Origin of the sequence: Rivularia sp. UHCC 0363 (assembly GCF_034931125.1) — a bacterium.
Taxonomy (GTDB): domain Bacteria; phylum Cyanobacteriota; class Cyanobacteriia; order Cyanobacteriales; family Nostocaceae; genus Rivularia.
Genome location: NZ_JAYGHM010000026.1, coordinates 1 through 26,690, shown reverse-complemented (window position 1 = coordinate 26,690; position 26,690 = coordinate 1). Strand labels below are relative to the sequence as shown.

Annotated in this window: 18 protein-coding genes; 5 read left to right on the top strand and 13 right to left on the bottom strand. The window is 38.7% G+C overall.

The annotated features are described in order from the left end of the window. Nucleotides 1-91 precede the first annotated feature (91 nt). Nucleotides 92-565, bottom strand: a complete 474-nt coding sequence (locus tag VB797_RS16155) for a DUF4384 domain-containing protein (protein WP_323238786.1) — start codon at nucleotides 563-565, stop codon at nucleotides 92-94. A gap of 174 nt (nucleotides 566-739) precedes the next feature. Continuing rightward, nucleotides 740-964 carry a pentapeptide repeat-containing protein gene (locus VB797_RS16150; protein ID WP_323238729.1) on the bottom strand — a complete coding sequence of 75 codons (225 nt, stop codon included), beginning with the start codon at nucleotides 962-964 and terminating at the stop codon, nucleotides 740-742. A gap of 495 nt (nucleotides 965-1,459) precedes the next feature. Between VB797_RS16150 and VB797_RS16145 the strand changes: the two genes are divergently transcribed. The 3 genes from VB797_RS16145 to VB797_RS16135 all read left to right on the top strand — a co-directional run bounded on the left by VB797_RS16145 (nucleotide 1,460) and on the right by VB797_RS16135 (nucleotide 5,129). Further along, nucleotides 1,460-2,965, top strand: coding sequence for an efflux RND transporter periplasmic adaptor subunit (locus tag VB797_RS16145; RefSeq protein WP_323238728.1), 1,506 nt, complete (start codon nucleotides 1,460-1,462; stop codon nucleotides 2,963-2,965). A gap of 70 nt (nucleotides 2,966-3,035) precedes the next feature. Beyond that, on the top strand, nucleotides 3,036-4,301 hold the full coding sequence (locus tag VB797_RS16140; RefSeq protein WP_323238727.1) for an ABC transporter permease: 1,266 nt from the start codon (nucleotides 3,036-3,038) through the stop codon (nucleotides 4,299-4,301). A gap of 168 nt (nucleotides 4,302-4,469) precedes the next feature. Further along, nucleotides 4,470-5,129 carry an ABC transporter ATP-binding protein gene (locus VB797_RS16135; protein WP_323238726.1) on the top strand — a complete coding sequence of 220 codons (660 nt, stop codon included), beginning with the start codon at nucleotides 4,470-4,472 and terminating at the stop codon, nucleotides 5,127-5,129. Between the two features lie 76 nt (nucleotides 5,130-5,205). Here VB797_RS16135 and VB797_RS16130 read toward each other — a convergent pair whose 3' ends face one another. The 11 genes from VB797_RS16130 to aroF form a co-directional block, all read right to left on the bottom strand. Further along, nucleotides 5,206-7,020 (bottom strand): ABC transporter ATP-binding protein, encoded by a 1,815-nt coding sequence (locus tag VB797_RS16130; RefSeq protein ID WP_323238725.1) that lies wholly within the window; start codon nucleotides 7,018-7,020, stop codon nucleotides 5,206-5,208. 98 nt (nucleotides 7,021-7,118) lie between these two features. Continuing rightward, nucleotides 7,119-8,840: an ABC transporter ATP-binding protein gene (locus VB797_RS16125; protein ID WP_323238724.1), complete on the bottom strand. Its 1,722-nt coding sequence runs from the start codon at nucleotides 8,838-8,840 to the stop codon at nucleotides 7,119-7,121. A 13-nt stretch (nucleotides 8,841-8,853) separates the two neighbouring features. Further along, nucleotides 8,854-9,981, bottom strand: coding sequence for a bifunctional chorismate mutase/prephenate dehydrogenase (gene tyrA / locus VB797_RS16120; protein WP_323238723.1), 1,128 nt, complete (start codon nucleotides 9,979-9,981; stop codon nucleotides 8,854-8,856). 157 nt (nucleotides 9,982-10,138) lie between these two features. Then, nucleotides 10,139-10,768: a hypothetical protein gene (locus VB797_RS16115; protein WP_323238722.1), complete on the bottom strand. Its 630-nt coding sequence runs from the start codon at nucleotides 10,766-10,768 to the stop codon at nucleotides 10,139-10,141. Nucleotides 10,769-10,866: 98 nt separating this feature from the next. Further along, nucleotides 10,867-11,472 carry a hypothetical protein gene (locus VB797_RS16110; RefSeq protein WP_323238721.1) on the bottom strand — a complete coding sequence of 202 codons (606 nt, stop codon included), beginning with the start codon at nucleotides 11,470-11,472 and terminating at the stop codon, nucleotides 10,867-10,869. An 86-nt stretch (nucleotides 11,473-11,558) separates the two neighbouring features. Continuing rightward, nucleotides 11,559-12,293 (bottom strand): Coq4 family protein, encoded by a 735-nt coding sequence (locus VB797_RS16105; RefSeq protein WP_323238720.1) that lies wholly within the window; start codon nucleotides 12,291-12,293, stop codon nucleotides 11,559-11,561. 99 nt (nucleotides 12,294-12,392) lie between these two features. Further along, nucleotides 12,393-13,517, bottom strand: a complete 1,125-nt coding sequence (locus VB797_RS16100; protein WP_323238719.1) for a 3-oxoacyl-ACP synthase III family protein — start codon at nucleotides 13,515-13,517, stop codon at nucleotides 12,393-12,395. Next, nucleotides 13,514-15,286 carry a ScyA-related TPP-binding enzyme gene (locus tag VB797_RS16095; RefSeq protein WP_323238785.1) on the bottom strand — a complete coding sequence of 591 codons (1,773 nt, stop codon included), beginning with the start codon at nucleotides 15,284-15,286 and terminating at the stop codon, nucleotides 13,514-13,516. The genes VB797_RS16100 and VB797_RS16095 overlap by 4 nt, the downstream gene beginning before the upstream one ends. Nucleotides 15,287-15,379: 93 nt before the next feature. Beyond that, on the bottom strand, nucleotides 15,380-16,915 hold the full coding sequence (locus tag VB797_RS16090) for a long-chain fatty acid--CoA ligase (protein ID WP_323238718.1): 1,536 nt from the start codon (nucleotides 16,913-16,915) through the stop codon (nucleotides 15,380-15,382). A gap of 158 nt (nucleotides 16,916-17,073) precedes the next feature. Next, entirely contained in the window at nucleotides 17,074-18,792 is a 1,719-nt protein-coding gene (locus VB797_RS16085) for an aromatic amino acid ammonia-lyase (RefSeq protein ID WP_323238717.1), read from the bottom strand. Between the two features lie 35 nt (nucleotides 18,793-18,827). Further along, the gene (aroF, locus tag VB797_RS16080) at nucleotides 18,828-19,934 is read right to left on the bottom strand and encodes a 3-deoxy-7-phosphoheptulonate synthase (RefSeq protein WP_323238716.1); all 1,107 of its coding nucleotides are present in this window, start codon (nucleotides 19,932-19,934) and stop codon (nucleotides 18,828-18,830) included. A 337-nt stretch (nucleotides 19,935-20,271) separates the two neighbouring features. On the opposite strand from aroF, the gene VB797_RS16075 reads away from it, so the two are divergent. Then, nucleotides 20,272-25,137, top strand: a complete 4,866-nt coding sequence (locus tag VB797_RS16075) for a beta strand repeat-containing protein (protein ID WP_416350878.1) — start codon at nucleotides 20,272-20,274, stop codon at nucleotides 25,135-25,137. Between the two features lie 210 nt (nucleotides 25,138-25,347). After that, a partial coding sequence (locus VB797_RS16070; RefSeq protein WP_323238714.1) for a filamentous hemagglutinin N-terminal domain-containing protein occupies nucleotides 25,348-26,690 on the top strand: 1,343 nt, incomplete at its 3' end.

Genomic DNA, 26,690 nt, shown 5'->3' with positions numbered 1-26,690 from the left:
CCGTCTTGCTCAGACCTTAAAATTTTACTCGGTGATGGTGGATATCAATCTGTAGGGAGGAAGTAGAACATGAGTTGGGTGAGGAACCACATCAAATAGCGATCGCCATTGCTGCAAGTTTGTTGGTATCGACTCCGCGCACTCCTGTTGGTAACTTGACTCCTTCCATGTTCAAACCACCACGAGTAGCAGTATCTAAGTCCGACAGTAATTTATCTGTAACGTCCAAAAATTCGTCTTCTTTTGGGGCAATTGGTCCGCGTGTTTTTCCTCCTCTTTTAGCAATTCCTTGAAGTGCTTTAAGGGAAGTTCGCAATGGATTTGTACTTGTAATAATTAATGCTTCAGTTATTCCAAATGGTTCGCCGACTGTTAGTTTAAATCCATCTTCCTGGCTGGGAATTGTTCTTTTTTCTCCTGCTGGTAATAACGTTGCACCTTCAGAAACTCCCCAATCATTAGGAAATATTACCGCCATTTCACCAGCTGCATCAATGACTAAAATACTCACGTAAAGGGGGACGGATTCTTGATTTTCTAGTTCAAAGGCAACTTGCGTACCGATAGGTAATTTAGGAATACCGTTAAATGCCTGATTTTAAATTTCCGTAATTTTGGATTAAACCGTAACTCATTTGTTTGATGTGAAGCGATCGCCCACTTAAAACCAACTTCTAAAACCAAGAAAATCTATTTCCCCTTTTTTGATTTCAACCCCAATTTTTTCCGAAACTCATCACTATATTTCGCTTTCTTCCAATTCTTGGCAGCTTTCAGGTGTGAGGTTTTCAAAAAATCTTAAGTCTGAATATTCTAGATTAGAATTAGTGAGATTGATACCTTGGAAGTCAGCACCACTGAGGTTAACACTAAGAGCTATCAGCAGCATTTGATTGTTGATAGTGTCAAAATTATTTAGTAGTTTTGTTTTTTTTGTTGTAAATAGTTCCCCTGAGATTGGCACCGAAGAGACTGGCATTACTGAGGCTATAAAGTATAAAATTTTGCTAGCAAGATTGAGCTATTGAGGTCATGGCACTACCTCCCTCCCCAGGTATCGCCCTTATTTAACGGAGCTGCTTCTAAACCCTGCTTGTTCTGGTAATTCGATATGCCTAAAAGGTAATACCTATCGTTTGCAAGTTCTACTAATTTGTCAAGCATGAAAATGCAAATAATTATGCATTAACTCGCTGGACTTAGGAATTAAAAAATTAGCATAATACAAATATTGTCGCAAAACTGCTAAAGAGTATAGCTTACCGACAAAATTATTATTTGCTGACCCTGGCAATTAATCTGGTTACAAAATTATTAGTTAAAAGTTTAATTTTTCATGATAACAAGCAGATTGTAAGTAAGAATTCGATGTTGATTAACTGATAAATTACATTTTTATCCTATATTATTGAGAATTTTTATTGATGTCCATTATCTTATCATTCCAAAAATATAATCCATGAAAACTGACGTAAAAAACCAAACATATTCATCATCAAGCTTTAATAAAAATCATCGTCAAAAGAAGAAAAATCGGTTTCTATTTTGGCTGTTGGTATGTGTTTTTTTGGGAGGAATAGTTTATGCAGTACAACATTTTGTGGTTGCTAATATTACTAAACCACAAAGTAAATTATTGACTGCTCCAGTAAGAACGCAAAATCTAAACATTACAGTATCGGCTAACGGTACTATTCAACCAGAGCGCACGGTAAATGTAAGTCCAAAAAATGCTGGTATTTTAAAAGAGTTATTAGTAAAGGAAGGTGCTTTAGTCAAACAAGGGCAAATTATTGCCTATATGGATGATTTAAACCTACAAGGAGAACTCATTCAATCAAACGCACAATTAGCTTCATCAGAAGCGAATTTACAAAAATTGAAATCGGGCAATCGTCCTGAAGATATTATTCAAGCACAAGCACAGTTAGAAGAAAGCCAAGCAAATCTGACAAAATTAATGGCTGGGAATCGTCGCGAAGAAATTACCCAAGCCGATGCGCGTTTAAAACAAGCACAACTAGCTTTTAAGCAAGCAAACGAGGAATTTCAGCGCTATGAACAATTATTTAAAGTTGGCGCAATATCCCGCCAAAATTTCAGCGATTATCAAACAAAGCGGGATACAAGTATGTTGCAATTACAGGAATCTCAACAAGCTTTAGCATTAAAAAAATCGGGTACGCGCAGGGAAGATATCGAACAAGCCCAAGCAAAAGTTAAACAGTTACAACAAGCTTTTAAATTGAGTCAAGTGGGAGCGCGAAAAGAAGATATTCAACAAGCACTAGCTGAAGTTAACTCTGCACGAGGTTCGTTAAAGACTATCCAAGCCAGAATTGATGATACAGTCATACGCTCACCATTTAATGGCTTGATAGCAAAAATATACGCCGAACCTGGTTCTTTTGTAACACCAACAACCTCTGGAAGTGCTGTTTCTTCTGCACTTTCATCTTCGATTTTATCATTGACATCAAAAAATCAAGTAGTAGCTAATGTAGCTGAATCAAGTATCTCAAAAATTCAGATTGGTCAAAAAGTTAAAATCCTGGTAGATGCTTATCCGGAAAAACAATTTTTAGGACAAGTATCACAAATTGCAGCTAAGGCAACTATTGAGCAAAATGTCACTAGTTTTGAAGTCAAAATATCTCTCATTTCTGATAATCAAGAATTATTAAAATCTGGGATGAATGTAAGTGTAGAATTTCAAGTTGGTCAATTAAAAAATACTTTAGTTGTTCCGACCATTGCTATTATACGTCAACAAAATAAAAGCGGTGTATACATTGTTGACACAGAAAATAAACCACAATTTATCCCAGTAAAAACTGGCGTTACTGTTAAAAATAAAACTCAGATACTTTCTGGGATAACTTCTGACAAACAAGTTTTGATTAGTTCTCCACCAGAAATGAAAACTAATTCTTCACCACAAGGTATTTTCCCCCCTGCTCCATAAAATGTACGTAAATAATTCCAGAAATTATCAAATTGCGAACATTAAATATGTAAATCTAGGAAGATAGTCAATGAATTATAATTCACAAAAATCCAAACTTTCGATTTATTCTATAGATATTTTTTCAATGGCAGTAGAAGTGCTGTGGAGTAATAAATTACGCACAGGACTAACTATGTTAGGAATGATTATTGGTATTTCTTCTGTTATTGGTATTACTTCTATCGGGCAAGGAGTGCAGAAAGCTACAGAAGAAGAAATTCAATCATTAGGCACAAATGTATTACAGATATTCCCCGGTGATGCAGTTCGAGGAAACGTTAGTCAAGGATTGGGTTCGACAAGTACTTTAACTTGGGAAGATGCTCAAGAAATTGCTTCACAAGCACCATCAGCAGAAGTTGTTTCTGCTTATTTACAACATCAAGGACAAGTAGTTTATGAAGAAAAAAATACTTCTACAACTATCTATGGTGCCGATCTAAATTATTCCGCAGCTAGAAATACTTATCCACAAATAGGAAGATATTTTGATCGAGAAGAATTGAATTCTAGTAAGCAGGTGGCTGTGTTAGCACCTACTGTTAAACGTAATTTATTCGGGGATAAAAATGACATTATTGGTGAAACAATTAGGATTCAGGGTGAAGCTTATGAAGTTATTGGAATTATGGAAGCGAAGGGTTCTCAAGGTCCCATAGATAGAGATGATGGAGTATATATCCCACTCACAACTATGTCAGCACGAATTGTGGGTAACAATGCTTTATCTGGTATTTCAGTTAATACTATTTTTGTCAAATCAAGCAATCAAGAACAGCTGCTTGCAGCTCAATTTCAAATTCAAAATTTGTTACGTATTCGCCATAATATTTATCCACCTCAAGCAGATGATTTCCGAATTACAAATCAAGCTGATATTATTAAAACTTTTACAAATATAGTTGGTTTATTGACTGTTATGGTTGTTGCGATCGCCGGAATTTCGTTGGTGGTTGGTGGAATTGGCATTGCCAACATTATGTTAGTGTCGGTGGTGGAAAGAACGCGGGAAATTGGGATTCGTAAAGCTGTAGGTGCAAAGAATTCTGCTATTTTAAATCAGTTTTTGGCTGAGGCGATTATTATTTCTAGTTTGGGAGGTGTAATTGGTATGGGAGGTGGTGTTTTAATTGCCTTTGGTGCAGCAACAGTTTTTAACATTCCTTTGGTTATTTCAGTTTCCTCAATTGCTGTTGGTTCTGGGCTTTCTTTTAGCGTTGGTTTATTAGCTGGAGTAATCCCCGCCCGTAATGCAGCAAAATTAGACCCGATAACAGCTTTACGTAGTGAGTAGTTATTAACAAATAAAAATATTTTTGGGTGTGTTAGACATATTTTAAGGATAATTGTAATTAGTCTAACGCCCGATTTTTTATTTATAGGTTACGGAAAGTTGTAATTTATTCAAAGTATCAAATTTTGATGTTGGTTTTAGTTCTTTTAATCTATTTGAGGAATAATTATGATTTATCTAGAATCTATTACAAAAAACTATCATTTGGGAGAAGTGGAGATTCCTATACTCAAAGGTATCAATCTATCTATCAAAGAAGGTGAATATATAGCTATTATGGGTGCATCTGGTTCGGGAAAATCTACTTTAATGAATATTCTTGGTTGCTTGGATCGTCCAACAGCGGGAGAATATATTTTTGAAGATAGAAATTTAAGTAGTTTTGATGATGATGAGTTGGCATATATCCGCAATCAACGCATAGGTTTTGTATTTCAACAATTTAATTTATTACCCCGCTCAACTGCGATAGAAAATGTGATGTTGCCGATGATTTATGCTAATATTCCCAAGCAAAAACGCCGTGAATATGCAGAACAAGCATTAGTAAAAGTCGGATTAGCAGAGCGCATCTTTAACCGTCCAAATCAACTCTCTGGGGGACAACAACAAAGAGTGGCGATCGCACGAGCATTAGTTAATCAACCAGCTTTAGTTCTAGCAGACGAACCCACGGGTGCATTAGATTCTCAAACATCCCAAGAAGTAATGGATTTGCTATCAGAATTAAATCAACAGGGAATTACAATTGCGATCGTAACTCACGAACAAGATATTGCGGCTCAAACAAAGCGAATTATTAAAGTTCAAGATGGTTTGATTATATAAAATAAATTTGTTGAATCACCGAAAATATTGTAGAGACGTAGCACTGCTACGTCTCCAACAATATGAAAGCATCATTTCATATTTTGTTTTGATTCAGTAACCTCATATCAGTCTTAATATTATTTGCCAATTGCAGGGAATAGAGATTAGCATATACTCCCTTTTGATCGATCAATTCTGTATGAGTACCTTGTTCGATGATTTGCCCTTGCTGAATAACTAGTACCTTGTCTGCATTGGTAACGGTAGTCAGGCGGTGAGCGATAATAAAGCTAGTGCGATTTTTTAATAAATTTGCGATCGCTTTTTGAACTAAGTTCTCTGTTTGACTGTCGATGTTACTTGTTGCTTCGTCTAAAATCAAGATTCGCGGGTTTACCAAAACTGCACGGGCTATACTAATTAACTGCTGTTGTCCTTTACTCAAATTTATTCCACGTTCTCCTAATTGAGTATCGTAACCTTGGGGTAAGGTCAAGATAAAGTCATGAATATTTGCAATCTTTGCAGCTGTTTCAATTTCTGTTGCTATTACTTGGGGATTTCCAAAGGCAATATTTTCGGCAATGCTACAGCTAAAAATAACGGTTTCTTGGGAAACTATACCAATTTGACGACGTAAACTTGCTTGAGTGACTTTTCTAATATCTATCCCATCAATTTTGATTACACCATCTGTAATATCATAGAAACGAGAAAGTAAACTAATGATGGTCGTTTTACCTGCACCTGTTGCTCCAACTAATGCAATTGATTGTCCTGGTTTAGCATCAAAGTTCACTTTATCTATAACTTTTTGATGGGGTTTATACTCGAAAGAAACTTGCTCGAACTCTACTTTACCTTGAATTGATGGCATTGTAATTGCATCTGTGGCATCTTGAAGTTTGACTGGTTCATCTAACAGTAAGAAAATTCTTTCTAATCCAGCGAATGCAGATTGTGCTTGAGTATAGAAGTGGCTGATAATTTGAATGGGTTGAAAAAATTGCTGTACGTAAAATACAAATGCGGTGACTGCTCCTACTGTCATTATATTTGTGTAAGCCAAAATTCCTCCACAGGCTAATACAATAGCAAGAGCAAGTGTATTCAGAAAATCGATTGCTGGTAAAAAAGCAGAAGTAATAGCTGTAGCTTGAATATTCGCGTTGCGGTTATTTGCGTTGAGTTGACGAAATTCTTGAAAGCTAAGTTGTATGTGGTTAAATCCTTGAACTTCCTGGATATTGCTTATATCTTGTTCTACGTTGCTAGAAAGCTGAGCAATTGTTTGTCTGGTAACTCGAAATTTATCGCGAGCTAAACGTGCAAAAAATGCAGTTACCAATAACATTATCGGTATCATTAGGTTTGTGAATAAACCTAATTTTAAGTTGATGGAAAGCATAAATACTGCACTTGCCAATAAGCCAAAAAAGCTGCCAATGACTTGTGGTAAGATGGGACTGAGTAACTGATTTAGTGTATTTATATCGCTCAGCAATCGACTCATTAAATCACCAGCTTTACTTTTGTCGAAAAAGCTCAGGGGTAATGCTTGTAATTTAATCATAATATCTTGCCGTAATTGAGCGAGTATACGCTGCATGATTACACCAACACGACTAATCAAAATGCGACTGGATATAAATCCAATTAGATACACTATTGTTAATAGCAATAACATCCAAACAAGTCCAGATAATTTGTTTTTTAGAATTAGGTTATCTATTGACCAACCAAGAATCAAAGGTGGAGTTGCTTGGGTAATAGAGCTAATAAAAATTAAACCGAAAATTAACGGAATCTCTTTGAAATATGGATAGAAGTATTTAGCAAAACGACGGATAACAGGTAATGATTGATTTACCTTGGAAGCCGATTTAAGAGTATTGTGAAATTTCTTCATTCGTGAAAATATCCTATTAACAGATTTACGTGAATATGAGGAGAAAAAACTATTAGGAATAAAGTAAAAGTTGCCTAAAAGATATTTATTTTGCTGAATCAGAAAGCTGAATATTGCATTTCGATTAATTTATCTTTTACAACTAACTTTCCTTCGTCAATGATAAAGATTTTGTCGGCGTTGTTAATCGTATTGTTAATACGTTGGGTGAGATAGATTAAGGTATATTCACGCTGTTGATTGAGAAGATTTAAGGAGTTTTGGATTAACGCTCCTGTCTTAGCATCAACCGCAGACAAACTATCATCTACAATTAATATTTTATAGTCGTTTAGTAAAACACGGGCAATAGCAATTCTCTGCTTTTGTCCTCCTGATAAACCAATTCCCCTTTCTCCAATTTCGGTATCGTAACCATCTGATAAGGTAATAATAAAATCGTGAATTTGAGCAAATTTGGCTGCTTCAATTACCTTTGATAAAGGAGCATCTGGTATTCCATAAGCGATATTTTCACGGATAGTTCCAGAAAATAAATGAGCATCTTGAGAAATAAAGCCGATGTGAGAACGTAAATCAGTTAAATTTAAACTGCGAACATCATACCCATCAATCTTAACTGTTCCATTGGTTGCATCGTAAAAGCGTGGGATTAATTTAGCAATCGTACTTTTACCTGCTCCCGTCATACCTAAAATTGCGACTGTTTCTCCTGATTCAACTTCAAATGAAACGTTTTTGAGAGTATTTTCTTGCACTCCAGAATAACAAAAATCAACATTTTCAAAAGAAATTCTACCTTCACATCGATTCAACCTAATCGCATTTGTAGATTCTCTAATTTCAACAACGGTATCTATTACTTGATAAACTCTAGTAACCGATGTTGCGGCTTGAGCAACCGATGAAAAAGCTAAACTGGTTTGCAGAATTGGTTGAATCATAAATACTAAATATGAATTAAATGCAATCAATTTACCAATTGAAAATTCCCCACGAATTACCTCAAAACCTCCATATCCGAAAATGACTACTGCCAGCAAGTTACTTAATAAAAAGATGAGAGGAAAAGTATCTCTGAGGACATAAATTGTTTTGATACTTGTGGAAAGGAATTCCTGATTGAAAACAGCATAACGTTTTATTTCTGTTTGTTCGCGTACAAAAGCTTTGATTGCACGCACTCCCAATAGATTTTCTTGCAAAACGGTATTTAACTCATCTAATTGCATCTGCACCCGTTCAAATAATGCAGCATTCTTATGAAAAAAACTGCCCAGCAATGTCAATGAAATTGGTATAATTAACAATGCTATTAAAGCTAACTTCCAACTCATTAATATTAAGATGATGGCGCTGCTCAATAACATAATTACAGCGCCGAAAATTTGTAGTAGTGTCGTAGCTATGAAAATGCGGATTTGTTCGATATCGTTATTAATGCGGGTAAGTAGTTGGGATGTAGGGGTACATTCGTGGTAGCCTAGATCCAGATTTAGGATTTGATTAAAAAACTGATTTCTCAAATCGTAAGCAACACCTTGAGATACCGTCTCTGCTAAAAAACTTTGTGCAAAATTGAACAATCCCCGTATCAAAGCTAGTAAAAGCATTAATCCCCCACAAGTTAAAATCACCCGTAAGTCATTTTTGGCAATACCCGCATCAACTCCCCAGCGAATCAGTTGAGGAGTCAAAATATTCGCAACACTCAGCATTAATAAACTGGCGATCGCACCGAATACCATTTTTGGGTATTTCTGCAACAATGCTACAACTTGCTGGAGTGATTCGATTGGTATATCTGGTTTCTGTCTCATAATTTCTCCTTAATTAACCTACGGATGAATTTTGTAACTGATAACTTTTAATCCCGACTTTTTTGTCAGATGCTTGCTTGACTTCATTCGCAGTTAACAGTGCAGTCAGTGCATCGATAACATAGTTGCTTTCCTCAAAACTGTCGGTAGTTGCTTGTTTAAAAAAGCTTTGTACTCCTTGCAACTCGGAGATTAGAGAATCTCTATCTCCTTGGATTACTAACTGTGCTAAGCGATTATTGGTATTTGCAAATCTGGCGATCGCCTTGCGTCTTTCTGGTGTTGCTAAGATAATATCGACAATCATCGTTGCAGACTGAGCGATTAAACGGCTAATTATGCCGATTTCTTGTCTATAAACAGGAGTAGAAAAATCTAAGCTTCTATCTATGTTGATACGTTCTTCTGATAAAAAGCTGCCTAAACTTAATGTTGCAAAGTGACGGATTGCTTGAACAATTACCATTATTTTATCGTGTTCTTCCGGTGTCGAAAAAACTAATTTTCCACCTTCATCTTCCATTAAATCTAAAAACCATTGGAAACGCGGTTGCATCCTACCCGAACATACTACAATTTTTTGAGACAACAAGGATTTAACTCCAGGAGCAAACATTGGATGTAATCCGATTACAGCCCCACTATGATGTGAGAGCATAGCTGACATAATGGGAGATTTAATACTAGTGATATCGGCTAAAGCTGTTGTGGGAGAAAGATATTTAGAAGCTTTTTTAATAACTTCTAAGGTACAATCAATGGGAACACAAATTAAAACTAAATCTACTTGACTGAGTAAACATTCAGCTTTGTGCCAATCGTCATGGTCTAAAATATTAACATCATGTCCGGCGTTAAGTAATTGTTGTGAAAAAAAACGTCCCATTGCACCTCTGCCACCAATTACAGTTACCCGTCGCGGTTTTGTTTGTTTGATATTTGCTTTTTTACGAGCAAGAGCAGCCGTACAACCTACAACAATATTTTGCCAAATGAAATTAGGAACACCAGCCTGTTGAAGAATTACTTTGTAATTAGGCAATGTTGTTTCTACAAAGGTAGATGATTCGCTTAAAGCCGCGATTCTTTTACCTAATAGCTGAATTATTTCTTGGTCAATTTGTCTGAGTTCTTGTTGCATTTTATCAATTACCTGGTAATATTGTGAGTTACTCGCTAGCATAATATTTATAAGAATAAACCGCAGAGACGCAGAGAAATCCAGAGGAAAGAGATTAAGAGAGATGGGTATAAAAATATTTTTTATCTCCCCCTCTACCCCCTCTCATTCAAATTGGTTAATCTTCTAGCGCTAAAAAATTATTTCTTGGCGTTTGAGAAACATCTTCAATTACAGTTTGGACAGTTTCTTCAAATTTTACAGGTCCCATATTAATGGGAAAATTCCAGTAGGGATGAACGGATATTAACGCTTGATTTGGAACATTTTTTGGCTGAGCTACTGAATTTTTAAAAGTATTCTGTGGATATCGGAAACGAACTGATAGTGCATATTTTGATTTGCGAGCAACTTTTGGTACAAAAAGGATAAACTCATCATCTTGTGGAGAATCAGGAGAAAGATTGGGAGAAGCTTTGACTAATTCCGGACGGAGTAAACTTACAATAGTTCGAGCTTCATCATGCTTTGTTCTTTCAGAACTTTGGAAACCATGTTCGGATTCATCTTCAATATTGACGTTATACTCTGGAACTGAAGCATAATATTCACTCAACATATCTGGACGAATTGGCGCTCCTCCTTTAATTGAATCATCAAAGATAAAGTAACCGTTGGTTTTATCCCCGTTGAAACTGAATTTGTGTAGAGCAGCATGGGCTGGGAGATTACTTATAATTCCCTGAGTCAAAAAGATTGCTACACTTAAAGTTAATACAAATGTTATTTTTTGCCAGATTTTCATCATTGTGTCTCCTATTAGTTTAAAATTATGTTCGGATCAATTCTTGATAATCAAAGATGCTTTGAGGGGAATTATCAATCTTGAATTCCCCCCAGATGTAATTAATCAGAAATCTTCTCAAGTTTGGTTTGCACCTGTCCCTTAAATAATGCTTCACCTAACGTTCTAGGGAAGTTTACTTTGGGAAAGATTTCGACTTCGGCAGTACTTGGGAAACTAGTTGGTAACTCAGTTGAACCATGAAAAGTTTCTATTGGGTACTTGAAATAACTTACTAAGGAATATTTCGATTTTGGCTGTCTTTCAAAACTGCGTACTTGTAATAGGAAAAGGTCTTTTGGCTCAAAATCTTGGCGCTTCTCTTCTTTTCCGTATGCTTTATCGTGTTCTGCTTTGATTTTTGATAATGTTTTATCTTCTTTACGTGCTAGCATAACTACCGCATTACTAACCGTTCCCTCAAACATTCCTTTCTCAGCCAAATCTATTTTGTAATCCCTTCCTCCACCATAATATTGAGTCATATAGGGCGACTTTTTTTCACCTTTAGCAGAGTCATCGTAAATCATGTAACCATCCACTCCTTCACCATTGAAAGTGAATTTGTACATAGCAGCTTGAGCGGGGGCTGTGGTAACTGTTCCTTGAACTAGTAACACTGCAAAACTAATTGCAACCACAACAAACAATCTTTTCCAGAAAGCCATTTTCATTTTCTTTATCTCCTGTAATCTTTTAATGATGATGTGATGATATTTATTGAGAATGGTGCAAGATGTGAATTCAAACGAACTTACATTTTTAGACTGAGAATTTTTTCGCTAGGCGACAATTCCCTAAGAGGTAAAATGTTATACTCCTCTTTAATATCTGCCAAAGGTCGATTCCACATTTCTTCCCAACGAATAGCCCAAAGAGGACGAGCAGCACGTCCGCGTTGCCAACCTTCAAATAACGCTTCCAGAGCTACATCTAGTTGCTTCGTTTGGACAGTTGCAAAGTGTAAAACCAGCGCAGTCATCAAAAAGGTTTGGTAAACTGTTCCTCCTTGACCGTGATAAAAACCTTGAAGTGCTAATTCTCCCAGCGTATCTGCATTGTAACCAGTAACAACGTGCCAGATATCATGAGTTTGCATCTTACGGAGTTTGATATAACTCGCATCATCGGGGGATTCAAAAGCGGTATAGTCATAAGCAGGAATACCATTTCCAATCATGTGATGATAATAGGCATAGCCCAAACTACCCGGAGGACATTGATTTTTGAGGTCTTCTAATTTATACTCAGATCCAAAATAGCGTTGCTCAATCATCTCTGCCATACCGGGACTAAGACGCAATTGCTCAACGTATTCGCAAGTTTGTATTTCTTCCAGATGTCTTGTAACTTCTTCCAGCTTGAAATAATCTTGCAGTTCTGGATCGTTAGGAACTGCTGCTATAGATAAAAAAGCCTTGATAAAATTGGGGTCGTTGAGTAGAGATTGGGAATTGGGTACAATACTCATGTTCTGTGTTATCTGCATAAAAAACTCCTTTGAAGACACGAGCAGATGTGAAGCAGGAATTAATGGTGACTGGGAAAAATGAGAAATAACTCCCGTACCCAGTCACAAAACATATATTTAACGAGTTAGAATTCTTTCCTGGGGTTGGGAAAGGTTCACCCCAGGAGCAGGGGCAGGCCCTAATGCAACATCACCCCAGCGCATGACGCTTGCACCAGCATTAGATGAGGAACCCATTGTATAAACAAGAACTAAATCATTCTCCCGAATTTTACCCGATTGGGCGGCATGATAAAGGTTCGCAATGGGAAATGTTGGACCAATATTGGCATATAAGGGATTGAGGTTTATGGTGCGGTCTGGGTCTATTCCTAATGCACGGGTACAAACCCTGGAATACCATGCACTGGGAGTGTTGAAGGCAAAAAAGTCAATTTGATCCAAGCTGACATCAGCAGCCGCGATCGCACCATGACAGCACAACCGAATGAACTTTACTGTAGTTTCGTTAAACATTTTGCTTGCCCCTTTACCACCACGGATGAACATTTTAATGTTGCCTTGTTCGTCAGTGGTAAATTCGTTATAAAAGGCACCGCAGGTAGCAGAAGTATTCGCAATTTTACTACCCAAAACTCCTTGGTTATCTTTTAGGCTACCAACTACAAATGCACCAGCACCGTCACCCGATAAAAATGCCAAGGTATCATTTTCGTCAGTATAGCGAGAGTAGGTAGTTGAAACCACTACCAAGACATTGCGGTATTCTCCCGTTCTGACCAGAGAACAAGCAGTTTGGAGCGAAACTAATGCAGAGGTACAGGTTGATTCTATATTCCATGCTGCATTTTGCAATCCTAATTTACCGGCAAGAAAAGCAGCATTTCCTGGTGTAACTTGTTCGGGAAACAATGAGGTGACGAGCATCAGGTCGATATCTTCGGGAGTTAGCTTTGCCGCTTCCAATGCATCCATCGCCGCCCGATATTCCAGAGATAGCGAGGTTTCATCCGCAGCGACGACTCGTCTTTCTACTGTACCGCGAAACGGGTCTGACATATAGGGTGCTAATTCCTGCGACCAAATATCTGTGGAGCCGTCGGGTGCAAACAATCTTGCCAAGGTTTTCTTTTCAGCTACAGCTACCATCTCCGGATAATTCTCTCGATAATAATCGTTCGTGCGGATGATGCTGGGAAAATTAACGGCGATCGCCCGAATGCCAACTGGTTGTAAATTCATGATTTTTCTCCTTTTGATTTAATGGCTCCTTGTTGGATTAAGCTGCGAATTCTAGCTCCAATGGGAGCGGGTTGTGTGGGGTCTAAATTAATGTCAACAACAAAGGGAATTGTGGAAGCAAAAGCTGTTGTTAAGGCTGCTTCGAGTTCCGACTCTTGGTTAACGCGGATACCATCCGCACCCATCCCCCGCGCTAGCTGAACAAAATTTGTATTCGGTATTTCCGTATCTACCCCTGTAAATCCTTGTAAGTTCATACCTTGGGCGCACATATTGTAACGTCCGTCATTAAGTACAATCCACACAGCCGGAATTTTGAATCGAACTGCGGTACTGACTTCACTATTCATCAACATTGCGCCGTCTCCCACAACAGCAACGGCTTTACCATTCCTTGCCCAAGCTGCTCCGACTACTCCGGTAACGGCATGACCCATTGCCCCCACTCCAGTACTTATGCGGTAGCGCCCCGGTTGTTTAAAGCACAGTCGATTAGTTGCCCAAGCAAAGGAATTTCCAGCTTCAGCCAAGATTACAGCATCGCTACCATCAACAAAAACTCGTTGAATTGTATCCATTAAAACTTCCGGTCTAACTAAACCCTCTGTATGAGGAGACATTTGTTTTTGCTCTGGATGGGGCAATATAGGTATATTCCCAGGACGTAGGGGAAAGTGAGATAATAGGGATCTAAGAAAAACTTTGACTTCCGATTGAATTGAGAAAGTTGCTGCTTCCGGGTAAGCAACTCCCGGCACTTCCGGGTCAATATCTACATGAATAAAGCCACCAGCGGGTACCATTTGCGGATTCCAAAAAGAAGTCGGTTCTCCCAAACGGGTTCCCAAAACCAGGATGCGGTGGGGTTGCTGCTCCTGCATATATGTGAGAACAGAACTATGACCGCTAAACCCAGTCACACCGACAAATTGCGGATGATTTTCGGGAAAAATGCCTTTAGCACGGGGGGAACACATCACCGCAGCCCCGGTACGCTCAGCGAATTCGCGAATTTCCGCTGCTGCACCTCTCGCGCCGAAACCAACCCAAATTGCAAAGGGTTCCTGAGAAAGTAATCGCACGCATTCAACGGTTGTATGTTCGCTAGGGGCTAATTCTCCACGAGTAAATCCAGTTTGGTATTTTGCCGTGCATGGTGTAGTTTGAATCGGGGTCGGAATACTGATATGGGCAACAAAACCACCGGGTTGGGATAATCCTTGAGCAAGTCGTCGGGAAATTTCCGGGATTTCGTCTCCACTTTCCACAATCGTAGCGTAGTTAAATATTGCTCCAGGGGTAAACAAGCCTGAAATTGGCATGGTATGAGCGCTGGTTTCTTGACAAGCCCAACGTCCGCGATTTCCCGTTGCAGTTGCCGCAGAGATTAGAATTACCTTTGCACCTTCTCCCCTAGCAGCCAACAATCCAGTCAGCGCGTTGGTGATACCGGGGCCTGTGGTAACGAATACCACCACCGGACGATTGCTGGCGAAGTAGGCTTCACAAGCTGCAAAGGCTGCTCCCGATTCGTGGCGAAAATGCAGAACTTGAATATTGCTGCGCTTGAGGGCTGCCCAAAGTGGGCCAATACCACCACCAGAAACACCGAATGCAGATTCCACCCCCATATCTTCTAACATTTTGACCGCAGTTTCTCCAACTGTGAGTTGAGTTGATGATAATTGAGTTATTTGCTCGTTTCCAGGTGGTGAGAAAATTGAAGATGCAGATGATTTTTTTGTAATTTGATACGACTTGGTGTTCATGTTTTTAATTGGTAATTGGGGATTGGGCATTGGTAATTGCTACTCTTTTCTCTGCGCTCTCTGCGTTCTCTGCGGTTTTTTAATCAGTAATCATCAGAGCGGAAGCAGTAATTGGGGATTGGGAATCGCACATTCTTGCTCGCGCAGAAATCTTTTCATGACTTTCCCCGTGGGATTTTTTGGTAGTGAATTAACGAATTGAATTTTGTGGGGAACTTTGTATGCTGCCATCCTTTGAATGCAGAATTGAGTTATTTCTAATTCGGTAATTTGACTGTTAGCTTTGCAGACAATATTAGCTTTAACTATTTCCCCTTTAATCGCGTCGGGAACTCCATAAATCGCAACTTCTGCAACTGCATGATGTTGGTAAATTACATTTTCTACTTCTGTGGGATATACTTTAAATCCACAAACATTAATCATGTCTTTTAAACGATCGGCAATGTAATAAAAGCCTTGTTCATCCATACGACCAATATCACCACTATGCAACCAGCCATTTTTAATTACTTCTTGAGTTTCTTGAGGACGGTTCCAATAACCGAGCATGACATTGGGCCCTTTAATAATTATTTCCCCTAATTCTCCCGGTGATACCCGATCGCCATTACTATCAACAACTTGCATTTGGACATTTTCGATCGGCATTCCAATGGAACCAAACTTATATTTTAAATTGTGGTTATAGCTAGCGCAGGGTGATGCTTCCGTTAAACCGTATCCTTCATGAATCACTTTCTTATATTTTTCTTGCCACATACGAGCAATTTCCACAGGCATGGGAGCAGCAGCACTGAAGTAATAACGCAAGCTGCTAAAATTGTATTTTGAAATATCTTGATTTAGCAATCTGATAAATACAGTTGGTACTCCGAAAAACATTGTGACCTGATATTTATCAATGCTTTCTAAAGCTACTTCCAACTCAAATCTTCTTTGTAAAATGATAGTCGCACAAACATTTAATCCCGCGTTGAAAATTGCGTTTTGACCGAAGCAATGAAACAAAGGTACATAGAGCAGCAATCGATCATTTTTATTCATCCCAGAACAGCGATTGTGTGCGGAGATATTAGAAATAATATTACCGTGGGAAAGAGTTGCACCTTTAGGAAAACCCGTAGTTCCAGAAGTGTAGACAATACTAGCAGGTGAATTAAATTCCATCTCTACAGCGCGAGCTATAGGAGAAGCATTTTCAATCAAAGCTGTAAAATCAACATCGTTACGATTCTCAACCGTACCCTCAGCAATTAGAATATGTTGTAAATGAGGTAAATCGCTATCAACTAAGTGCAAACGTCCCGATGCTGTGGTCACAATTGCTTTCGCAGTACAATCATTGAGAACATAACTAACCTCAGCCGACTTAAACATTACATTTAGGGAAACTGCGATCGCACCAATTTTCAAAATTCCCAAATACGCGATCGCAAACTCCGGTATATTCGGTAAGAACAAAGCAACGCGATCGCCTTTTTTAATTCCCAATCCCCGCAATGCATTGGCTGTACGATTAACTAATTGGTCAAACTGCTTGTAGGTATAAGACTTATCTTCGTAAATTATCGCGGTCTTGTTGGGAAATAGCCGATGACCGCGTTCGACATGATGTGCGATATTCATAACTCGATATTACTCCCGTAGCGCTCTATATATAATTACTTGTCTCTATGTATCTCTTTCCTCTGCGCCCTCTGTGTCTCTGCGGTTTTTTTTATCATTAATCGTCTACCGTGAAAGAAGTAGGATCAAAGGTTAAACAAATCTTCCCACCATACACCTTAATGACTGTTAACTGTTTTCAAAGCAGATAAAACTCCGGTAATTGCAGTCACAATTTGTCCACCAGAAGTAATATCATCAGCAATTTTACTAATATGAGCATCCAAACCTTGCTCGTTGTCATCCCATATATAAGGACGCTCTTTACTTGGTGGTTTACCGACAACATTCCGTACCGCCATGTATAAATCTTGAGTAGCGGGTGATAAAGTTGCACGAGCATCGTAATGTCCCGCAACTGCATAGGTACGCAAATCCACCGATTGCACCCCAAACATCAAAGCTAAAGCTACATATTGTTGAAAAATCTCTACACTGGTTCGCGCTAAATTAGCTGAAGCAAAACCTTGACTATTAATATTCTGGTTGTATTGTTCTGCATGAGTAGGAAATCTGTCAGCGATAGAATTTCCATAGAAGGTTAATAAAGGCATAATCGAATTACCAGTAATCTGCAATCCCTTTAAACCCATATTCACAGTACGCTCTTGATTTCCCACTAGGGAAGGAGATAATCCATTATTAAACTCCGGAGCCACTAAATAAGCAATTTGTACATCTAAATGTTTGGCTAACATTCCAATGTGGTAGCGCAATCTATCCATACCCACACCAATGTACTGTCCCAGAAAATTACCCCCATGATAGCTAGCTTGATTTTCAACATCAATTAATGGGTTATCGGTGACAGAATTCATTTCTATCTCCACCTGTTTAGCAATATCTTCGATACCGTCTACAATCGGTCCCATATACTGTGCTAAACAGCGTAATGAATAACGATCTTGGATAGGATTTTTACCTCGATAATCGTGGGAACCATCCAACTCATCACGAATTAACTGAGAACCTGCTAACAATTCCAGCATTTGGGAAGCAGTCCAAACTTGCCCGGAATGGGGTTTGAGTTTATGAATATATTCGTGAAAAGATTGATTAGTACCTTCTAAACCTTGGATTGTTAAAGCATGGACTCCGACGCTCAAAGCTAATAAAATTCTCGTATCTTGAACGCAATTAGCCGCAATTCCAGTCATTACAGAAGTTCCATTCATCATTGCTAATCCTTCCTTGGGAAGTAATTGCAATGGTTCCAAACCCAGCTTTTGCAGTGCTGTTGGTGCATCCATTTCTTCACCGTCAAAATCCACGATGTAGCTGGAATTTAAACCAACTAATGCCCCAGAAATATATGCTAAAGGTGTTAAATCCCCACTAGCACCAATTGAACCAAATTCGGGGACATGAGGAGTAACACCAGCATTTAAGAATATCAGCATCCGCTTAATCAGTTCCAGACGAATACCCGATGCACCAGCAATGTGCGAGTTAGCACGTAACAGCATAGCAGCGCGAACATCAGCTAGAGGTAAACTTTTTCCCGCACCTACCTTGTGATAGCACATCAAATTATTTTGCAGTAAAGTCGCAGATTCCGGAGAAATTACCACATTTGCCATCCCACCAAAACCAGTAGTCACCCCATAAATTGGTTCTCCCGATTCAACCGCATCGCTGATAAAATCGCAAGATGCTTGGATATTGGCTAATTTTTGCAGATTTTCCGTTAAACGTACCTGTACTCCATAACGCGCTACACTTATTACTTCTTCAATAGTTAGATTGCGATCGCCTACAATTACCGCAGCATCCGAGCTATTCAAAAAAGGAAATGATTTTTGCGAGACAGTGTTTTGAGTTAAGCGAATTGTATTCATGTTGTTGACTAAATATAATTTTGACAAGAGAGGTTTTAGCGTAAAGAAAAACTAGATACTTCTGAATTAATGGATAATTGTTTGGAGGTAATGCAGGGCTGATGCTGTTCCCAGCGACCAAAAAATTGACTCAAATGACTTATTTCCCGCATAAATTCTGTAAAACTAGCAAAATTAAGCGACTGAGGACCATCTGAAAGCGCTTTTTGAGGATTGGGGTGAACTTCCACCATCAAAGAATCGCAACCAGCCGCGATCGCAGCTTTTGCCATTGGACTAACCAGTTCAGATTTACCAGTAGCGTGACTGGGATCTACAACAATTGGCAGGTGAGTTAAATTACGTAAAACGGGAATTGCAGATATATCTAAAGTATTGCGGGTATATTTACTATCACAAGTTCTAATTCCGCGTTCGCAGAGAATCACATTGGGATTTCCTGCTGCTAAGATATACTCTGCTGACATCAGCCATTCCTCAATCGTGGCTGACAAACCTCGCTTCAGCAACACGGGCTTATTAGTTGCACCGATTTTTTTCAAAAGTGAAAAATTTTGCATATTGCGGGCCCCAACTTGCAGTATATCTGCAACCGATGCGATCGCCGATAATTCAGAAGCATCCATTACCTCAGTAATAATTCCCAAACCAGAAACCGATCTAGCAGTTGCCAACCATTCCAAAGCACTCTCTCCATGTCCTTGGAAAGCATAAGGAGAAGTTCTGGGTTTGTAAGCACCTCCCCGGAGAAAATGTCCACCTGCGGCTTTGACTTGCAGCGCAGTTTCCACAATCATCTCTTCGCTTTCCACAGAGCAGGGGCCAGCAATTACAACTAAAGGATGATTTTGACCGAAAGTAACATTCCCAGAAGGTGTGGATACTTTAATATTACTGGGTTCACCATAGCGAAACTCCAAACTAGCTCGTTTGAAAGGCTTATTTATCCGTAGCACCTGTTCAATAAAAGGGCTTAAATTTTGCACCTGCTGTAAATCGATTTCCGCTGTATCACCAACCAAACCAATAGCTACTTTGTTTTCTCCCCTAGATACTTCTGGTAAAATATTCCAGCGTCGGAGTTCCGTACATAATAATTTAATTTCTTCTTGAGGACAACCGGATTTTACGACGATAATCATTGTTTTCACCTTCTCCTTAAATCTATAATTAAGCTGCTATTCATTTGTAAAAACTTTAATTTGTGTAATTACTGAGTTGAAAAATCATTGGAATAATTGGCGCTCAGTAATATTGCTGTGGTCGATAATTTACAGATTAAATTAGATGCAAATGTTACGCATCCGCCTTTTATGCTGATCGAAGTGCAGTATTAATACCTGGTGAGTGCATGAATGCGAATGGGTAATTGCACAAAACTGTATTGCAATCATGGTATGAAGGAATATTGACTAGTAATTATTGCTCAAAGCTACAGTTTTATTAGATACTCAAATAATCAATATGAAAGCACACCCTATGATGAAAAAGTATGGATTATACAAGTGTTTGCAGTTCGGATTTGCAGGATTGCTGGGCTGGTTAATTGTCAGTATCTTCACCGTTAAAACCCAGGCACAACAAAGTAATATAACTCCCGATAATACTTTAGGTACAGAATCCTCTCGTTTAAACCGCAACGTTATTATTAATGGAATTAATGCAGACAGTATTGATGGTGGAGCGCAACGGGATATTAATTTATTTCACAGTTTCAGCGAATTTAATATTAATGATGGGCGAACGGTATATTTTGTCAACCCCTCTGGGGTAGAAAATATCTTGACGCGGGTGACTGGTGGAAATGCGTCAAATATTTTGGGTACTTTGGGAGTTGATGGTGCTGCGAATTTGTTTTTAATAAATCCCAACGGAATTGTATTTGGGGAGAATGCGCGGTTAGATTTGCAAGGTTCGTTTGTGGGGACTACTGCGAATGGGGTGCAGTTTGGGGAACAGGGTGTGTTTAGTGCGACGAATCCGGAAGCACCGGGATTATTAACTGTGAATCCAAATGCATTATTTTTCAATCAAATACAAGCCAATGGAGGAATTACCAACAAATCTCAAGGAAGAGCAGGAATAAATCCAGAAGGTAATGAAACTACAGGATTGAGAGTACCTGACGGAAAAAGTTTGTTGCTGGTGGGGGGTAATATTAATTTAGATGGTGGTAGATTAAGGGCTTATGAAGGAAATATTGAATTAGCTTCCGTAGCTGCACCGGGAACCATTGGTTTAGATATTTCTGGTGATACCTTCCGCTTAAATGTTCCGGAAGATGTGGAAAGAGGAGATATTTCTCTAGGGAATGAATCTGTAATTAGTATTTTTGGTAAATTTGGGGGAAATCTTGTAATTAATGCTCGTAATTTCGAGATTTCCAACTCATTTATATTTGCTGGAACTCTTCAAAAAGAGGGAAATCCCGACGCACAAGCGGGAGATATTAATATCAATGCTACAGATTCGATTTTACTTACAGATGATGCTGCTATTGATAACGGTGTCTACAGTCAAGGAAATGGTGGTGACATATTCCTACAAGCATCTAATTCTGTATCTCTTGTAGATAGTGTTATTGCCAATAATATAGAAGCAGGGGGAGTTGGTAAGGGAGGAAATATTAACATCACTGCTGGTTCGCTTTCCCTTACCGATGGTTCCCAAATTCAAGCAACGCTTGATAATGCAGATGTTGAGAAAAATCTCCCAGGTGGGCAAGGTAATGCAGGTAATATTAATATTAATGTCCGCGATGCAGTTACCATTGCTGGAATTAAAGATGGATTTAACAGTGATATTTCTAGCTCCGTAGGCATTGGTGCTGTAGGAAATGCTGGCGATATTAATATTAATGCTGATTCTCTTTCTCTGGCTGGAGGTTCTGAAATCAATGCTAAAACCCTTGGACAAGGAAATGCAGGTAATATAACTGTTAATGCTCGTCAAAATATTTCTTTAGACGGCTCAGGTAATGCTACTTTGAACGATGGTAGTAACGGTACTATATCTACTCGCATCATTAGTTCCGTAAATCCAGAAGCTGTAGGTAATTCTGGTAATATTCAATTAAACACTGGGACTCTTTGGGCTACCAATGGAGCTGTGATTAGTAACGGTATTGATGGGAAAGGGGATGCAGGAAATATTATTATTAATGCTCGTGATACCGTTAACTTGGTAGATAATATTATTGCCAATAATATAGAAGCAGGGGGAATTGGTAACGGTGGAAATATTAACATTACTGCTGGTTCGCTTTCTCTGACTGATAGTTCAGAAATTCAAGCCTTTCTTCGTGATGCTGATGTTAAGAAAAATCTCCCAGGTGGGCAAGGTAATGCAGGGAATATTAATATTAATGTCCGCGATGCAGTTACTATTTCTGGAATCAAAGACGGAATATCCAGTGATATTTCTAGCTTCGTAGGGATTGGTGCTGTAGGAAATGCTGGTGATATTAATATTAATACTGGTTCCCTTTCTCTGGTTGAAGGTTCTGAAATAAATGCTAAAACTTTGGGAGAAGGTAATGCAGGTAATATCACTGTTAATGCTCGTCAAAGTATTTCTTTAGATGGTTCAGGTGATGTTATTTTGACGGATGGTAGTAACGGTACTATATCTACTCGCATCATTAGTTTCGTAAATCCAGAAGCTGTGGGTAATGCTGGTGATATTCAATTAAACACTGGAACTCTTTCAGTTACTAATGAAGCTGCTATTACTAGCAGTACTGCTGGGAAAGGGGACGCAGGGAATATTACCATTAATGCGAAAGATACCGTTACCTTTGACACTGGAGGTTATGCTAGCGGCACAGTTGCTACTGATACAATGGCTAACGGAGGAGATATCCAAGTAACAACCGGAACCCTAACTTTAACAAATGGGGGTCAATTATCTAGCAATGTTTTAGGGCAAGGAAATGCAGGTAATATTTTTGTAGAAGCCCGCGATAGCATCAAATTAGACGGAGTAGTTAGTAGTGGAATTAGTGGTATTCAAAGCAGCTTACTAACTGGAGGTATGGGTAAAGGGGGAGATATTCAAATTACAACGGGGTTACTTTCCGTCACCAATGGCGCAGCAATATCTGCTACCACAGATGGACAAGGTGATGCAGGTAATATCACCATTAATGCCAGCGATAAAGTTATCTTTGATAGCTTTGATACCAATAGAGGACTTACCTCTCAAGTCTCTACCACTGGGGGTTCTAACAGTGTTGGTAATGGTGGGGACATTGGCATTACTACAGGTGAATTGCTATTGAAAAATGGTGGTGATATCTCAAGCATTAACCTTGGAAAGGGAAATGCAGGTAATATTTTCCTTGATGTGGGCGACACTATTACTTTTGATGGTACAACTACTGGTCAGTTTACCATACCAAGTAGTGCCAATACCTATGTAAATAATGGCAATGCAGGAAATATTGAGGTCAAAACTGGGTCGCTATTTTTAACAAATGGTGGTCAAATGAATGCCGCAGGATTGCCAGAAGAGAATAGTAACGATATTGTCAATGGTGGCAACATTATAATTAATGCCCGCGATACTATCAAGCTTGATGGCGCAAGTAGTGGCTTATATACGGTCTTACTTAGGGGTACAGGTAAAAGTGGAGATATGCAAATTACAACCGGGTCACTTTCTGTCACCAATGGCGGTGAATTATCTGCCTTTACAAATGCACGAGGAAATGCAGGTAATATAAATATCAACGCCAGCGATACTGTTACTTTTGATGGCGGACTTGCATTAAATATTGTTAATTCAAATGCTATTGGTGATGGTGGAGATATCGAAATCACAACAGGTTCTCTATTCTTAGATAACACTGGAATTCTTTCTACTGGAACTTTAGGTAAGGGCGATGCAGGTAATATTAAAGTAGATGCTGCTGATTCCATTTCCTTATCAAACTCTAGCAGTATTGATAGCAATGTGCTTCCAGGAGGAGAAGGAATAGGTGGTACCATTGATATTGAGACCCAAACCTTAACTTTAACAAGTGGTTCTCAAATTAGTGCTGCTGTATCTCGGGAATTTGGCAACCTTCCTGGTGGTAAAGGAAGGGGAGGAGAGATTAATATCAATGCTGCCGAATCTGTTACCCTTTCAGGTATTAGTCCTAAAGGCTTTACTAGTGGCATAATAACTTTAACAGAAAGAGGTGCTTCTGGTGATGCTGGCAACATCAATGTCACTACAGGAGACTTTCGCATTACAGATGCTGCCCTTGTAACAGCAACAACTTCTAATAATCGTAATGCTGGAGATATCACCATTAATGCCGATAATTTTGCAGCAGTCAATGGTGGACAAATTGTTAATACTACCCAAAGCAGTGGTAATGCTGGTATTATCACCCTCAATGTTAAAGATAGCGTTACCTTGTCTGGAACTGATCCTAACTATAATAATCGGTTAGCTGTTATTGAAGAACAAATAAAATCTCCTAGTTCAACCGATAGAGTTAGCGATTTTCTGCTACTTGAAGAAGGTTCACCCAGTGGTTTATTTGCCAGTACATCTGCTGATTCTACAGGTAAAGGTGGTAGTATATTTATCGACCCCCGCAGAGTAAGTATTGAAAATGGGGCAAAGGTATCAGTTAGTAGCGATGGTACGGGGGATGCAGGGGATATTACTTTGGAAGCAGGAACTCTTCAATTAGATAATGGTAGCATCTCTGCTCAAACAGCCAGCACTCAAGGGGGTAATATTAACTTACAGTTAGGAGAACTGTTACTACTCCGCAACAATAGTAAAATTTCCACCACCGCAGGAACTGCTCAAGCCGGGGGAGATGGCGGTAATATTAATATAAATTCTAAATTCATCGTCGCACCACAAAACGAAAACAGCGATATCACCGCAAATGCTTTCGCTGGCAATGGTGGTAAAGTTACTATTACTAGTAGCGGTATTTTTGGTATTGAAAGTCAAGAAAGTTTAACTAATAAAAGCGATATTACCGCAAGTTCGGAACTGGGTATTTTGGGGGAAACAAATATTAATGCAGCTGATACCAGTTCGATTCAAAATAGCTTTACCGAATTATCACCAAACATCGATACCAATGCAATAATTGCGTCGAGTTGCATTGCACGGGGTAACAAGCGACAAGAAAACTCTTTTAAAATTACAGGTGGTGGTGCTTTACCAAGCGATCGCCCTAATAATGTTTTTGTTTCTAATTACACAACTGGTGAAGTTAGAACTGTTGAAAGTAGAAATCAAAGTTGGAAAAAAGGAGATCCAATTATTGAACCCCAAGGTTTGTATCGGTTGAGTAATGGGGAGTTGTTATTAAGTCGGGAATGTTCTAAATAGTTCAGTCTTATTGTTCGTACAATGACGGTCAATATTTTATACTCTTAATTCCAGAATTTCGGATTGCTTAATTAATTTGTCTAAGGTAACGAAACATTGCACAAAACTGTATTGCAACTGCTCTATTACTTCAGATTTGATTTATTTATGACCAGAAACAACAGTTTCATTGGATAATTCATAAAAGCACTACCAACATTGCATCCCATAATGAAAAAATACGGTTTAAATAAGTGTTTCCAGTTCGGATTTGCAGGATTGCTTGGCTGGTTAATTGTCAGTATCTTCACCGTTAAAACCCAGGCACAACAAAGTAATATAACTCCCGATAATACTTTAGGTACAGAATCCTCTCGTTTAAACCGCAACGTTATTATTAATGGAATTAATGCAGACAGTATTGATGGTGGAGCGCAACGGGATATTAATTTATTTCACAGTTTCAGCGAATTTAATATTAATGATGGGCAAACGGTATATTTTGTCAATCCCTCTGGGGTAGAAAATATCTTGACGCGGGTAACAGGTCGGAATGCATCGAATATTTTCGGAACTTTAGGAGTTGATGGTGCTGCGAATTTGTTTTTAATAAATCCCAACGGGATTGTATTTGGGGAAAATGCAAGGTTAGATGTGCAAGGTTCATTTGTGGGGAGTACTGCTTCGAGGTTGCAGTTTGGCGAACAAGGTAATTTTAGCGCTACGAATCCAGAAGCACCAGTATTGTTGACAATTAATCCATCGGCTTTGTTTTTTGATGCAGTAGCAAAACAAGGTGTTATAAATGTTAACCAATCTCTTTTAGGAGTAGCACCAGGGAAAAACCTGGCTTTAGTTGGTGGTGATATTAGTTTAAATAGTACTACCTTACAGGCTTTTGGAGGAAACCTTGAACTTGCTGCAATTGGAGGAACTGGAACAGTAGGGATAAATAAAAATGGTAGTTTTAGCTTACCGGAAAACCTGACGCGGGCAAATACAAGTATCTCGAATTCTTTGCTAGATGTAGCGGCTGATAATGGTGGAAGCATTACGATTAATGCCAATAATTTAGATATTTCACGCAGCATCATACGAGCGGGTATTTTGTCTGGTTTGGGAACGGTTGATAGTCAAGCTGGAGATATTACGATAAATACCACAGGAATATTACAAATTGCTCCCCAGAGTTACATTATCAATTGGGTGTTTCCGAATGCCATTGGTAAAGGTGGTGATATTCGCATTAATACAGATTCGATGTCTACTAATAACAATAATCTCATTAGCGCTAGCACTTTGGGTAAAGGAGATGCTGGCAATATTATTGTCGAAGCTAATAATGATATTGTCTTGAATGGAAGCTATATATATAGTTTGGTAGAAGAAAGTGCAAAAGGAAATGCTGGCAATGTTGATATTTCAGCCAATAACCTTTTACTTACTAATGGTGGAAGACTCAATAGTAGTACCTTTGGAGAAGGTAATGGGGGAAATATAAATATCGAAGCTCAAGAAAGAGTTTCTGTTGTTGGAACTAGTGAGAATAGTAATGTTTTCAGTGCTATTGGGAG